The following is a 13,842-nucleotide window of genomic DNA, read 5'->3' as shown; positions in this document are numbered from 1 at the left end:
GGCTTGCGCTGCGCCTGCGGGGTTTTCCCGGGGCGCTACGGCCGGCAGCGGCCTTAGCGCTTAATAATCATCCCGCTCGTCATCTTCGTCCGGCTGCTCCATCACGCTGTAGGCGACCGAACAGAACAGAGAGTTGAGACGCTTCATATCGCCCAGCAGCCCCAGATGCAGCGAGCTGGTTTCAATGCTCTGCACGTTCTGCTGGTGCAGGCGATCGACGTGCGCGTGCGCGTAGCGGCGGTTCATGATGCGGAAACGGTGCTTGTTGCGACGCAGGCGCCGGGCGCTCGGGACGTCGCTGGAGAAGAAGACCGACATCGCCAGCTGGAGGTTGCTCAGCAGCTGATCGTACAGGCCGTCGAGCTCCTTCAACCCTTCAACGGAGAAGGCCCGCCGCGCGGCCAGCGATTTATCGGCAATTTCGCTGCCCATTCTCTCCACGATATCGGAAGCCTGCTCGAGGTTGAGCGCCATTTCAATAATCTCCGCCCAGCGGCGTGACTCCTCTTCGGCGAGCTCATCTTTCGGCATCCGCGCCAGATAGAGCTTGATAGCGGTATAGAGGACGTTAATATCGTCCGCCATTCTGCGCAGCCCCTTCTCCTCCCGCGGCTCGCCGTGCATCACCTTACGCAGGCCGTCCAGCATCTGCTCCATGGCGTCGCCAATGCGCAACGTCTCACGCGCAGCGTTGGCCAGCGCCAGGGCCGGCGTATCCAGCGCCGAGGGATCCAGATGCTTCGGCTTCAGGTGCAGGTCCTGCTCGGGCTCTTCCTGAATCAGGCGCCTGCAGAGCCGGGCCATCGGCTCGGCGAACGGCACCATCGCCACGCAGCGAATCAGGTTGTAGAAGACGTGGAAGTAAATCACCAGCTCCGCTTCCGGTAAAGGCAGCTTGTGCATCGCATCCGCCAGCAGGTGGACAAAAGGCAGAATAATCAGGCTGCCCACCAGCTTAAACAGCAGGCTGCCCAGCGCAACGCGGCGCGCGGCGGCGTTGGCGGCGCTGTTGTTGATCATCGCCAGGATCCCGGAGCCGAGGTTCGCGCCGATAACCAGGCACAGCGCGACCGGGAACGAAATCACGCCGGTGGAGGTGAGCGTTGCGGTTAGCAGCACCGCCGCGAGGCTGGAGTAGCTCACTATCGCGAACATGGCGCCTATCAGCGCATCCAGCATGATATCACCGGTCAGCGACGCGAATATCACCTGCACGCCGTTGGCCTGGGTGATGGGGTGCACCGCCTGCACGATCAGCTCCAGCGCCAGTAAAATCAGCCCCAGCCCGATACCGACCCGCCCCAGCTGGCCCGCGCGGGTCTGCTTGCGGCCAAGGAAGAAAATCACACCGATAAAAATCAGCAGCGGCGAGAGCCATGAGAGGTCGAAGGTCAGCACCCTCGCCATCAGCGCGGTCCCCACGTCGGCGCCCAGCACAATTACCAGCGCCGGGGCCAGCGCGACCAGGTCCTGAGCGACAAACGAGGTAACCAGCATGGTGGTAGCGTTGCTGCTCTGGACCAGAGCCGTAACGCCAATACCGGCGCAGAAGGCGAGCGGTTTTTTCTCGACGCTACTGCTGAGAACGGAACGCAGGCGTGCGCCATAGACGCGCATCACGCCGGTACGAACGATATGGGTGCCCCAAACCAGCAGGGCGACGGCAGAAAGCAGGTGCAGCAGAGTTAACACGGATTCTTGTTCTCCTTATTACCCGACGGATAAATGCGGACAGCCCCGTCGGGAATTCCCCCGGCGGCGCTACGCTTAGCCGGGCTACATCGCCCAGAGCAATCCCGGTCAGTGCAGATGGCCCTGAACCAATACTCCAGTATAAGGGTTTAGCCGCAATAAAGAGACAGGGCGCCTTTTGGGCGCCCGCTAAGTTGTAAGTGAAGATAACCGATTTGCGACAGGCCGCAGGCTAGTCCGCGTCGTAGCCCAGGTTCGGCGCCAGCCAGCGCTCAACTTCGCCCGGGGTCATTCCTTTGCGTAGCGCGTAATCCTCAACCTGATCGCGCTGGATCTGCGCCACCGCGTAGTACTTGCTGTCCGGATGGCTGAAGTACCAGCCGGAGACCGAGGCGCCCGGCCACATGGCGAACGATTCGGTCAGCTTCATGCCGGTATGCGCCTCCACGTCCAGCAGCTCCCAGATCACGGCTTTTTCGGTATGCTCCGGGCAGGCCGGATAGCCCGGCGCCGGACGAATCCCCTGATAGTTTTCGCGGATCAGCTCCTCGTTGCTCAGGTTCTCGTTGGCGGCATAGCCCCAGTAAACCTTACGCACCCGCTCGTGCAGATATTCCGCAAACGCTTCGGCCAGACGGTCGGCGATCGCTTTGACCATGATTTTATTGTAATCATCGTGCTGAGCGTCAAAGGCCTCGGCCAGCGCGTCCTCCTCCAGCCCGCCGGTTACCGCGAACGCGCCAAGATAGTCGGCCTTACCGCTCAGCTTCGGCGCGACAAAATCGGCGAGGCAGTAGTTGGCAAATCCGACCTTCTCGGTCTGCTGGCGCAGGTGATGGCTGACGGTCAGAACATGGGTGCGCGTCTCGTCACGGTAGATTTCGATGTCGTCGCCAACGCGGTTAGCCGGGAATAACCCCACCACCCCACGCGGGTTCAGCGACTTCTCGGCGCTCAGCTTATCCAGCAGGTCGTTGGCATCTTTAAACAGCCGCTGCGCCTCTTCGCCCACCACGTCATCCTCGAGGATACGCGGGTATTTCCCGGCCAGCGACCAGGTCATAAAGAACGGCGTCCAGTCGATGTAGTTACGCAGCGTTTCGATGCTGGCTTCGACCTCCTGCACGCCGAGGCGATGGGCCACCGGCGGCGTATAGCTCCCCCAGTCAAACGCCAGGTCGTTATCCCGGGCGGCCTCCAGGGTGACCGGCGGAGTACGTGGCTTCTTGCGCGCATGCTGGATACGCACGGTTTCGTACTCTTTACGCGTACGGGCAACGAAGTCATCGCGCTGGGTGTCGGAAAGCAGCGCCGCCACGACGCCAACGGTACGCGAGGCGTTCTGCACGTAGACCGTCGGGCCGCTGTAGTTCTGCTCGATTTTTACCGCCGTATGCGCTTTAGAGGTGGTCGCGCCGCCAATCAGCAGCGGCAGGGTAAAACCCTGGCGCTCCATCTCTTTTGCCACGTTGACCATTTCATCCAGTGAGGGGGTGATCAGCCCGGAGAGGCCGATCAGGTCGGCATTCACTTCACGGGCGGTTTTGAGGATTTTATCTGCCGGAACCATCACCCCAAGATCGATGATTTCGTAGTTATTACACTGCAGCACCACGCCGACGATGTTTTTACCGATGTCGTGCACGTCGCCTTTGACGGTGGCGATCACCATCTTGCCGTTGCTGGAACCCTTCTCTTTGCTGGCCTCAATATAGGGCTCGAGGTAGGCCACCGCCTGCTTCATCACGCGGGCCGATTTCACCACCTGCGGGAGGAACATTTTGCCCTCGCCGAACAGGTCGCCCACCACGTTCATGCCGTCCATCAGCGGGCCTTCAATCACCTCGATGGGGCGGGTCGACTGCTGACGCGCCTCTTCGGTGTCGAGCTCGATAAATTCGGTGATCCCTTTCACCAGCGAGTATTCAAGACGCTTTTTAACGTCCCAGCTGCGCCATTCCGCCTGCTGGGTGTTGGCGGAGTCGTCCGTTTTGCTGCCGCGATATTTTTCCGCCAGCTCCAGCAGGCGATCGGTGCCCTCGGCGTGACGGTTGAGGATCACGTCTTCGACGGCATCGCGTAGCTCGGCGGGCAGGTCGTCATAAATCGCCAGCTGCCCGGCGTTCACTATCCCCATGTCCATGCCGTTACGAATGGCGTAGTACAGGAAGACGGCGTGAATCGCCTCGCGGACCGGATCGTTGCCGCGGAAGGAGAACGAGACGTTGGAAACGCCGCCGGAAATCAGCGCATGCGGCAGCTCACGTTTGATATCTTCACAGGCGCCGATAAAGTCCTGCGCATAGTTGTTGTGCTCTTCAATACCGGTCGCTACCGCGAAGATATTGGGGTCGAAGATAATATCTTCTGGCGGGAAGCCCACCTCTTCGGTCAGAATTTTGTACGCCCGGCGGCAAATCTCGATTTTGCGCGCGCGCGTATCGGCCTGGCCCTGCTCGTCGAAGGCCATCACCACCACGGCGGCACCGTAGCGTCGCACTTTTTTAGCGTGATGGATAAACGGCTCGATCCCCTCTTTCATTGAGATAGAGTTGACGATGCCTTTGCCCTGAATGCACTTCAGGCCTTTTTCGATGACTTCCCACTTCGAGGAGTCGATCATGATCGGCACGCGGGCAATATCGGGCTCACCGGCAATCAGGTTGAGGAAACGCACCATCGCCGCTTCCGCGTCGAGCATCCCCTCGTCCATGTTGATATCGATAATCTGCGCGCCGCTCTCGACCTGCTGGCGGGCAACGTCCAGCGCTTCATTATATTTTTCTTCTTTAATCAGCCGCTTGAACTTCGCAGAACCGGTCACGTTGGTCCGTTCGCCGACGTTAACAAACAGGCTGTCATCGCCGATATTCAGCGGCTCGAGGCCGGCAAGGCGGCAGGCCACCGGCAGGCTGGGCAGCGCGCGCGGAGCCAGCCCGGCAACGGCGCGCGACATGGCCGCGATATGCTCCGGCGTCGTGCCGCAGCAGCCGCCGACGATATTCAGGAACCCGGATTCAGCCCATTCACGAATTTGCGCGGCCATGGTATCGGCATCCAGATCGTATTCACCAAAGGCGTTCGGCAGGCCCGCGTTGGGGTGCGCGGTGACGTAGCATTCGGCGATGCGCGAGAGCTCCTGCACGTACTGGCGCAGCTCGTCCGGACCCAGGGCGCAGTTGAGGCCGAAGGTGAGCGCATCGGCGTGGCGCAGCGAGTTGTAAAAGGCTTCGGTGGTCTGCCCGGAGAGCGTACGGCCGGAGGCATCGGTGATGGTGCCAGAAATCATGATCGGCAGATCGACACCCAGCGCCTCAAGCTCCTCTTTGACCGCAAAGATTGCCGCTTTGGCGTTCAGGGTGTCGAATACCGTCTCAATCATAATCAGGTCGACGCCCCCTTCCACCAGCGCCTTCGTTGACTCACGGTAGGCTTCCACCAGCCCGTCGAAGGTGATGTTGCGGTAGGCCGGGTCGTTGACGTCAGGAGAGATGGAGGCGGTGCGGTTAGTCGGCCCGAGGACCCCCGCGACGTAGCGCGGCTTTTCCGGCGTGCGGGCGGTCCACTCGTCGGCGCTGGCGCGCGCCAGCTGTGCCGCGGCAAAGTTGATTTCCGCCGACAGGGATTCCATCTGGTAATCCGCCATCGCGATAGTCGTCGAGTTAAAGGTGTTGGTCTCAATGATATCCGCGCCGGCCTCGAAATAGGCGTCGTGAATAGCGCGGATCACATCCGGCTTGCTGAGCACCAGCAGGTCGTTATTGCCTTTCAGGTCGCAAGGCCAGTCGGCAAAGCGCGCGCCGCGGAACTCTTCTTCACTCAGACGATAGCCCTGGATCATGGTGCCCATGCCCCCATCCAGAACCAAAATACGTTTTTTTAACTGCTGATGCAGTTGCTCAACTTTGCTGCTCACACTCGCTCCCGACAACGCTCAACCAGACCCCAGAAATACACAAAATCATTCAAGCTGGGTCAAGGCGGCAAGGCGGCCCCAGGCGCTTAGACAAGCAGGTAACCGGGGATGAGCCAGAGCAGCCAACGCAGAAACAGTTTGAAGGATGAAGTGTCCATCCATACTGGCATAAACCACAGGGTCGGGAAAGAGAGCGGCGGGCAATATGAGACATGTTCAGCTTCACTCATCCGATCAGTCGGGTTGTGATTGCAAAACGGGCAAATAAAACGAAAACTATTTCCACGATACAGAAAAAAGGAATCTGCGATGGTCACTCCCGTTCCCGCAAAGCGCGGCAGAAAACCCGCGACTCCCGCCGCCCCTCAGGCCAGCGGGCAAGTTCAGTCGCTTACCCGTGGGCTAAAATTACTCGAATGGATTTCTGAATCGCACGGTAGCGTCGCGTTAACCGAGCTGGCGCAGCAGGCCGGCCTGCCGAACTCGACAACCCACCGCCTGCTGACGACCATGCAGCAGCTGGGCTTCGTGCGCCAGGTAGGCGATCTCGGGCACTGGTCCGTCGGCGCCCACGCCTTTGTGGTCGGCAGCAGCTTTCTGCAAAGCCGCAACCTGCTGGCCATCGTGCACCCCATTCTGCGCCAGCTGATGGAGGACTCCGGCGAAACGGTCAACCTGGCGGTGCTGGATCAGGGCGACCACCAGGCGATTATCATCGACCAGGTGCAGTGTACGCAGCTAATGCGCATGTCGGCGCCGATCGGCGGCAAGCTGCCGATGCACGCCTCCGGAGCGGGTAAAGCTTTCCTGTCGCAGCTAAGCGAAGAGCAGGTCACCGGCCTTCTACACCGCAAAGGCCTGCACGCCTACACCCACGCCACCCTGGTATCGCCGCTGCATCTGAAAGAGGACCTGGCCCAGACGCGCAAGCGCGGCTATTCGTTCGACGACGAAGAGCATGCCCTGGGCCTGCGCTGCGTCGCGTCCTGCATCTATGACGAACACCGCGAGCCGTTTGCCGCGATCTCCATCTCCGGGCCTATCTCCCGGATGACCGACGATCGCGTTACCGAGCTCGGCGCGCTGGCAATTAAGGCCGCCAAAGAGGTGACCCTGGCCTACGGCGGAGTTCGCTAAGATGAGCGATCTGCAGGCCCTCTGGCAGCAGCGCTATCCCGGCGCCTTCTGCTGGTCATTTGGCGATTCTCCCGCGCTGGCTGACGAGCTGGTGGCGCTGGTTATCGCCGGGAAAAAGCGCGGCACCTGCGGCTCGCTTGCCAGCTATCGGCAGGAAAATCCGCCGGTGACTCCGGGCTCGTTGCACATCGTGCTCAACGGAGCGGGCGAGCCGGCGTGCGTCATCCGCACCCTGGCGCTCAGAATTATTCGCTTTAATGAGATGACCGCGGATCTTGCCGCACTGGAGGGTGAAGGCGATTTGAGCCTGCGCTACTGGCAGCAGGCTCACCGGGCCTTCTTCGAGCGTGAAGGGAGCTGGTCACCGGAGATGGAGCTGGTTTACGAAGAGTTCGCGCTGATCGACGTCGCCGACGCGCTATCGCCCTGAGCCGCAACTCCGCGGCTCGTATTAACCTTTCGCTTAACCCGCCTGCTGCATCGCGCCATAACGCACGCAAAAGCGCTGGCGGCGGCGGTAGGCGTAGACATCCTCCACGTGGCCGTTGCGGATGCGCGTCTGCAGCTCGCGCCAGTAGTCGGCCCGCAGCAGATCGGCGTGCATCTCCTCGAGCAGCGGCCCGATACGCGGGTCCGCGCAGAGCCAGTGGCGGAACTCCTCCGGGAAAACGTCCCCCGGCGACACGCTGTACCACGGCTCGCTCGCCAGCTCGTCTTCCGGATAGCGCGGCGGCGGGATCTCGCGGAAATTAACCTCCGTCATGTAGCAAATCTCATCGTAATCGTAGAACACCACCCGGCCATGGCGGGTCACGCCGAAGTTTTTGAACAGCATGTCGCCGGGGAAAATATTAGCGGCGGCCAGCTGGCGAATGGCGTTGCCATACTCCTCGACCGCATCGCGCAGCGCCTGGCCATCGACCTGCTCCAGCCAGATATTCAGCGGCACCATCCGCCGCTCGATATAGAGATGGCTGATGGCAATCCGATCCCCGAGGTCGGTAATTTTAGCTCCGGCTTCCGACTGCAGCAGCGCCATCAGCTGCGGCGCGATTTGCCGCTTATCCAGCACGAAGTTTTCAAACTCCTGGGTATCGGCCATTCGCCCGACGCGATCGTGCTCTTTAACCAGCTGATAGCAGGCTCGGACGTGGGCAGCGGTCATCTCCTTTTGCGGCGCAAAGCGGTCCTTGATGATCTTAAATACCCGGTCGAAACCCGGCAGAGTAAAGACCAGCATCACCATCCCGCGGATGCCAGGCGCCTCGATAAACTGCTCGTCGCTGCGAGCAATATAGTGCAGATATTCACGGTAGCTTTCCGTTTTTGCGTGCTTCTGGCAGCCAATCGCCATGTACAGCTCGGCGGTGGTTTTCCCCGGTAGGATATCGCGCAGCCACTCGACCAGCGCGCCGGGCAGCGGGGCGTAAACCATAAAATAGGAGCGCGCAAAGCCAAAGACGATGCTCGCTTCCGCGTGGGTGGTCAGGCAGGCATCAATAAACAGCTCCCCTTCATCGCTGCGGTGGACGGGCAGCAAAAAGGGCAGCGTTGCCACCGGCGTCACCAGTTTGCCTACCAGCCAGGCCGCCTTATTGCGATAAAAGAGTTCGTTGGCTATTTGCAGATGAGAGCGGGAGAGCATCTCGCTGCCGAGTGCCTCCACCAGGCAGGCCGTGATATAGCCAATATCCCGCGCCTTGTTTTGCCACGCCAGCCGCAGGGGAAGATCGGATAGTACCTTGCTTAATAGCGTTTCCCAGCCGCGCCCGGGGAAAAACGTTTTCGCCAGCGGACGGGGAATTGAGCGAAAGCTGCGCTCCGGCTGCGAGCTGAAAATAAAAAGCCGCTCGGGAGTCAGCGAGCGGTGGTCAAACAACCGGCAATAGACGGAATTGAAGAAGCTCTCCGCAATTTCGAAGCGAGGGTAGTCCGGTAGCAAATGGGTGTAGTGCTCTTTCACCCGCAGTAAAAAGTCGGCGTCGGTACTTTTGCCATCAGTAATGCAGCGCAGCTGTTCAACCACCAGGCCGACGTGATGGTCGTAGAGGTGAATACGCTGTTTCATCGCCTGCTGTACCGCGTGCCAGTCGGCGTGCTCAAAGCGCTGCTGCGCGCCCGAGGTCACTTCGAGGAAACGGCCATACTGGGCGTCAAAGCCCTGCAAAATAGTCTGTGCAATCAATAGTTCCAGGCCACGCGTCATACCTTCCCCCTCACCCAGCCCTCTCCCCGGCAGGGAGAGGGGGAAAACAGTCAGAACTGCTCTTCTTCCGTTGAGCCGGTCAGCGCGGTGACTGAGGAAGCTCCGCCCTGGATAATGGTGGTCACCTTATCGAAGTAGCCGGTGCCCACCTCCTGCTGGTGGGAAACAAAGGTGTATCCCTCCGCAGCGGCGGCAAACTCCGGCTGCTGCACCTTCTCAACGTAGTGCTTCATCCCCTCACCCTGCGCATAGGAGCGGGCGAGGTCGAACATGTTGAACCACATGCTGTGAATGCCCGCCAGGGTAATGAACTGATATTTGTAGCCCATGTCGGAGAGCGCCTGCTGGAAGCGAGCGATGGTGGCGTCATCGAGGTTTTTCTTCCAGTTAAACGACGGCGAGCAGTTGTAGGCCAGCAGCTTGCCCGGGAAGCGGGCGTGAATAGCATCCGCAAAGCGCTTAGCCTGCTCAAGATCCGGCTTAGACGTTTCGCACCACACGAGGTCAGCGTACGGCGCATAGGCCAGGCCGCGGCTAATCGCCTGCTCAATGCCGGCATGGGTGCGGAAAAAACCTTCATTGGTGCGATCGCCGGTAATAAACTCACGATCGTACGGATCGCAGTCAGAGGTGATCAGATCCGCAGCATCGGCGTCAGTACGGGCGATGACCAGCGTCGGTACGCCCATGACGTCGGCCGCCAGGCGAGCGGCCACCAGTTTCTGGATAGCTTCCTGCGTCGGAACCAGCACCTTACCGCCCATATGGCCGCATTTCTTCACCGACGCCAGCTGATCTTCAAAGTGAACCGCCGCTGCACCGGCCTCAATCATCGATTTCATCAGCTCAAACGCATTCAGCACGCCGCCGAAGCCGGCTTCAGCATCCGCCACGATCGGCAGGAAATAGTCGGTATAGCGCGGATCGTCGGATTCAATACCGGTAGACCACTGGATCTGATCGGCGCGACGGAAGGTGTTGTTGATCCGATCGACCACCGCTGGCACCGAGTTCGCCGGGTACAGCGATTGATCCGGATACATGCTGGAAGCCAGGTTGGCATCCGCCGCGACCTGCCAGCCGGAGAGATAAATCGCCTCGATCCCCGCCTTCGCCTGCTGCAGCGCCTGCCCACCGGTCAGCGCGCCAAGGCTGTTGATATAGCCCTTTTTCGAGCCGCCATGCAGCAGCCGCCACATTTTGGCTGCGCCAAGCTGCGCCAGGGTACATTCCGGGTTGACCGAACCGCGTAATTTCACCACTTCTTCTGCGCTATACGGGCGGGTGATGCCTTCCCAACGCGGCTGTGTCCACTCTTTGTTTAATTCTTCTATTTGCTGGGTACGAGTTTTCATGTGCAGATGCTCCATAGGGTCACGAGTGGGTGAATTACGCCAACAGGCGGTAGCCAGGCAACGTTAAGAAATCAATCAGTTCGTCTGAGGTGGTGATTTGTTCCATCAGCCGCGCGGCATCGTCAAAGCGGCCGCTACTGTAGCGGTGCTCACCCAGCTCCTCCTGAATAACCATCAGCTCTTCGCCAAGCCACTGGCGGAACAGCGCTTTGGTCACCGGCGTCCCGTCGCTCAGCGTCTTCTGATGGTGGATCCATTGCCAGATAGAGGTGCGCGAGATTTCGGCAGTCGCCGCATCTTCCATCAGGCCATAAATCGGTACGCAGCCGTTGCCGGAGATCCAGGCTTCGATGTACTGCACCGCCACGCGAATGTTGGCGCGCATCCCGGCTTCGGTACGCTCCCCGTCGCAGGGGGCCAGCAGCTGTTCGGCGGTAATGGGCGCATCCTGGTCCCGGCTGACGCCCAGCTGATTGGTCCTTTCGCCCAGCACGCGGTTGAAAACCGCCATCGCCGTATCCGCAAGTCCCGGGTGGGCAATCCAGGTGCCGTCATGGCCGTTTTTAGCTTCCAGCTCTTTGTCGGCGGTAACTTTGCCGAGCACCTGGCGGTTGCGTTCAGCGTCTTTGCTGGGAATAAATGCCGCCATGCCGCCCATCGCAAACGCGCCGCGCTTGTGGCAGGTTTTAATCAGCAGGCGTGAATAGGCGTTGAGGAACGGCTTGTCCATCGTCACCACCTGGCGGTCGGGTAAAACACGGTCAGCATGGTTTTTTAACGTTTTGATATAGCTGAAAATGTAATCCCAACGTCCGCAGTTCAGGCCAACGATATGGTCACGCAGCGCGTGGAGAATTTCATCCATCTGGAACACCGCCGGCAGCGTTTCAATCAGCAGCGTCGCCTTGATGGTGCCGCGCGGCAGTTCAAAGCGATCTTCGGTGTAGCTGAAGACTTCGCTCCACCAGGCCGCTTCCTGCCAGGCCTGGGTCTTCGGCAGATAGAAATAGGGGCCGCTTCCTTTCGCCAGCAGAGCCCGGTGGTTATGGAAGAAATAGAGCGCGAAATCAAACAGGCTGCCGGGAATCGACTCCCCGCGCCAGGTGACGTGCTTTTCCGGCAGATGCAGGCCCCGCACCCGGCAAACCAGCACCGCAGGATCGGGCTTCAGCTGGTAGATTTTCCCCGCTTCGTTGGTATAGCTGATGGTGCCGTTGACCGCATCGCGCAGGTTAATCTGACCATCGATGACTTTGTTCCAGTCAGGCGCCAGCGAATCCTCAAAGTCAGCCATAAATACTTTCACGTTGGCATTCAGAGCGTTAATCACCATTTTGCGTTCAACGGGACCGGTGATCTCTACCCGGCGATCCTGTAAATCGGCCGGAATACCGCGAATCGTCCAGTCACCATTACGAATGGAATACGTTTCCGAAATAAAGTCAGGCAGCTTCCCGTCGTCGATATCCTGCTGCTGCTGGATACGTACCGCCAGCAGCTTATTGCGCTCAGGCGTAAAGCGGCTCACCAGTTCCGCCAGGAACTCCACCGCCTCGGGCGTTAAGACCTGCTTTTCCTGCTCGCCATAGGGCTGGCCAAAGGCCAGTTCGTCAGTGATTGTCGCCTGTTGCGTCATTGTGCAGCTCCTCTTGGTTGATCCAGTTGGCGCGAGTGAAAGATCGTTGTCTGGTTTTCGCTCAACACAATTAAGACTACGCATTATTTTTCCAAAATCAAAAACAATTTCCATTTTAATTTTAATATCAATTCAACATATTGATAACATTAAAATTAAAGTTTATTTCGTACATGAATTGAATTTCGGAAACAAAAAAGGCACCCGAAGGTGCCAGAGGCAAAATGCTGAAACGCTTTAGGATCGCGTTGGCTGGAGGATTAATCCAGAGTCGGGTTCATATTCCGCAGATCGTATGGCGTGATTTGGTAGACATAGTAGTTCAGCCAGTTGGCAAACAGCAGGTTTCCGTGACTTCTCCAGCTGGCCCGCGGTGTGTTTTGCGGGTCATCATGCGGGAAATAATTGGTCGGAACTTCCGGGCTGAGTCCCGCTTCCACATCGCGGAAAAACTCGCCCGCCAGGGTACCGGCATCGTATTCAGGATGCCCGGTGACGAAGGCAATGCGCTTATCTTTGCTGGCAAACAGATAGGCATCGCCCTCTTCGGTTTCTGCCAGGATCTCTAAATCGGTATAGTCGCGGATCAATGCGGCCGGAAAATCGGCATAGCGCGAGTGTGGCGCGAGGAAGGTATCGTCGAAACCGCGGGTCAGTAGCGCATGCGGATGCAAAATATGGTGTTCAAATACGCCGGAGATTTTTTCAGTGCGGGTTTGCTTGGGGATGCCATAAAGGATATTGAGCGCGGCCTGTACGGCCCAACAGACAAAAAGCGTTGAGGTGACGTGATCCTTTGCCCACTCCAGCACCTGCTTGATCTGCGGCCAGTAGGCCACGTCGTTGAATTCGACCAGCCCCAGCGGCGCGCCGGTGACGATCAGGCCATCAAAGTTCTGGTCGCAGATGTCCTCAAAGTTGCAGTAAAAGTTGTTCAGATGCTCGGTTGGCGTGTTGCGAGATTCACGCGCGTCGATGCGCAGCAGCTGGATATCAAGCTGAAGCGGAGAGTTCGATAGCAGCCGCAGGAACTGGTTTTCGGTCTCGATTTTCTTCGGCATCAGGTTGAGGATAAGCACCTTCAGCGGGCGAATTTCCTGGGTCGTTGCGCGCGTTGCCGTCATCACAAAGACGTTCTCACTACGCAAGAAATTGACGGCCGGTAGCTCGTCCTGCACCCGAATAGGCATAACTTTATTACCTCATAGCATACGTATAAACGTTTAGACATCCAGACAGCTAACAATAACCAGGAATAAGCAAAATGTCGAGTCTGCAAGCGGAAGGTGAGAAAGTTTCAACCACGCACGGGACAGAATACAGCGATTAATCGGCAGGAAGCATCATGAATAATAGCGCTGCGCCGCGCGAATCGGCAAAAAGTGGGCAACGGCTGATAACAGGGTGCTATGTGGTGGGATAGAGCAGCATTTTGACGCTACATTTCACCGCTGCAGGGGCGGAAGAGAGAGGGATTTTTCGGCGTTTTGCGCCTGAAGGGGCAGGGATCGCGGCGCGCAGCGCCCGATCCGGGCGGCGTCCGGCCGCTTTTCCTGAACCGCAGACAACAAAAAACCCCATGCCTGCGCATGAGGTTTCTTTGTTTGTTTGATGCCTGACAGTTTATGGCGGGCCTCCTGCCCGCCACCCTCCGGGCAGCACTGCGTGCTGTGCAAATCCGCTCCCGGCGAATTTGTCCTCCTCAGGAGAGCGCTTACCGACAAACAACAGATAAAACAAAAGGCCCAGTCTTTCGACTGAGCCTTTTGCTTTATTTGATGCCTGGCAGTTCCCTACTCTCACATGGGGAGACCCCACACTACCATCGGCGCTACGGCGTTTCACTTCTGAGTTCGGCATGGGGTCAGGTGGGACCACCGCGCTGTTGCCGCCAGGCAAA

At 58.9% G+C, this 13,842-nt stretch carries 8 protein-coding genes and 1 rRNA gene; 2 read left to right on the top strand and 7 right to left on the bottom strand.

Features of this window, described 5'->3' with window-relative positions:
* Positions 1–60: 60 nt before the first annotated feature.
* Positions 61–1,692 (bottom strand): Na/Pi cotransporter family protein, encoded by a 1,632-nt coding sequence (locus GVK32_RS18945; protein WP_159871719.1) that lies wholly within the window; start codon positions 1,690–1,692, stop codon positions 61–63.
* Between the two features lie 232 nt (positions 1,693–1,924).
* Positions 1,925–5,608, bottom strand: coding sequence for a methionine synthase (metH, locus tag GVK32_RS18940; RefSeq protein WP_159871717.1), 3,684 nt, complete (start codon positions 5,606–5,608; stop codon positions 1,925–1,927).
* 309 nt (positions 5,609–5,917) lie between these two features.
* Here metH and iclR point away from each other — a divergent pair, with 309 nt between their 5' ends.
* Both iclR and GVK32_RS18930 read left to right on the top strand, forming a co-directional pair.
* The gene (gene iclR / locus GVK32_RS18935) at positions 5,918–6,745 is read left to right on the top strand and encodes a glyoxylate bypass operon transcriptional repressor IclR (RefSeq protein WP_159871714.1); all 828 of its coding nucleotides are present in this window, start codon (positions 5,918–5,920) and stop codon (positions 6,743–6,745) included.
* Between the two features lies 1 nt (position 6,746).
* Positions 6,747–7,175, top strand: a complete 429-nt coding sequence (locus tag GVK32_RS18930) for an ASCH domain-containing protein (RefSeq protein ID WP_370461178.1) — start codon at positions 6,747–6,749, stop codon at positions 7,173–7,175.
* Between the two features lie 33 nt (positions 7,176–7,208).
* Here GVK32_RS18930 and aceK read toward each other — a convergent pair whose 3' ends face one another.
* The 5 genes from aceK to rrf all read right to left on the bottom strand — a co-directional run bounded on the left by aceK (position 7,209) and on the right by rrf (position 13,838).
* Positions 7,209–8,951: a bifunctional isocitrate dehydrogenase kinase/phosphatase gene (gene aceK / locus GVK32_RS18925; RefSeq protein WP_159871711.1), complete on the bottom strand. Its 1,743-nt coding sequence runs from the start codon at positions 8,949–8,951 to the stop codon at positions 7,209–7,211.
* Positions 8,952–9,001: 50 nt separating this feature from the next.
* Entirely contained in the window at positions 9,002–10,306 is a 1,305-nt protein-coding gene (gene aceA, locus GVK32_RS18920; RefSeq protein WP_041143562.1) for an isocitrate lyase, read from the bottom strand.
* Between the two features lie 34 nt (positions 10,307–10,340).
* Positions 10,341–11,942 carry a malate synthase A gene (gene aceB / locus GVK32_RS18915; RefSeq protein ID WP_159871708.1) on the bottom strand — a complete coding sequence of 534 codons (1,602 nt, stop codon included), beginning with the start codon at positions 11,940–11,942 and terminating at the stop codon, positions 10,341–10,343.
* 260 nt (positions 11,943–12,202) lie between these two features.
* A complete protein-coding gene (metA, locus tag GVK32_RS18910) occupies positions 12,203–13,132 on the bottom strand; it encodes a homoserine O-succinyltransferase (protein ID WP_159871705.1) in 930 nt (309 codons plus the stop codon).
* A gap of 590 nt (positions 13,133–13,722) precedes the next feature.
* Positions 13,723–13,838: ribosomal RNA gene (gene rrf / locus GVK32_RS18905) — 5S ribosomal RNA — on the bottom strand.
* Positions 13,839–13,842: the final 4 nt, after the last annotated feature.

Source organism: Klebsiella sp. 18074 (genome assembly GCF_902705905.1).
Taxonomy (GTDB): Bacteria; Pseudomonadota; Gammaproteobacteria; order Enterobacterales; family Enterobacteriaceae; genus Klebsiella; species Klebsiella terrigena.
This window is presented reverse-complemented; position numbering and strand designations above follow the sequence as displayed.

Coding starts and splice junctions, on each gene's coding strand:
- iclR (WP_159871714.1), top strand. CDS start 5,918: ATGGTCACTCCCGTTCCCGCAAAGCGCGGCAGAAAACCCGCGACTCCC.
- GVK32_RS18930 (WP_370461178.1), top strand. CDS start 6,747: ATGAGCGATCTGCAGGCCCTCTGGCAGCAGCGCTATCCCGGCGCCTTC.
- aceK (WP_159871711.1), bottom strand. CDS start 8,951: ATGACGCGTGGCCTGGAACTATTGATTGCACAGACTATTTTGCAGGGC.
- aceA (WP_041143562.1), bottom strand. CDS start 10,306: ATGAAAACTCGTACCCAGCAAATAGAAGAATTAAACAAAGAGTGGACA.
- aceB (WP_159871708.1), bottom strand. CDS start 11,942: ATGACGCAACAGGCGACAATCACTGACGAACTGGCCTTTGGCCAGCCC.
- metA (WP_159871705.1), bottom strand. CDS start 13,132: ATGCCTATTCGGGTGCAGGACGAGCTACCGGCCGTCAATTTCTTGCGT.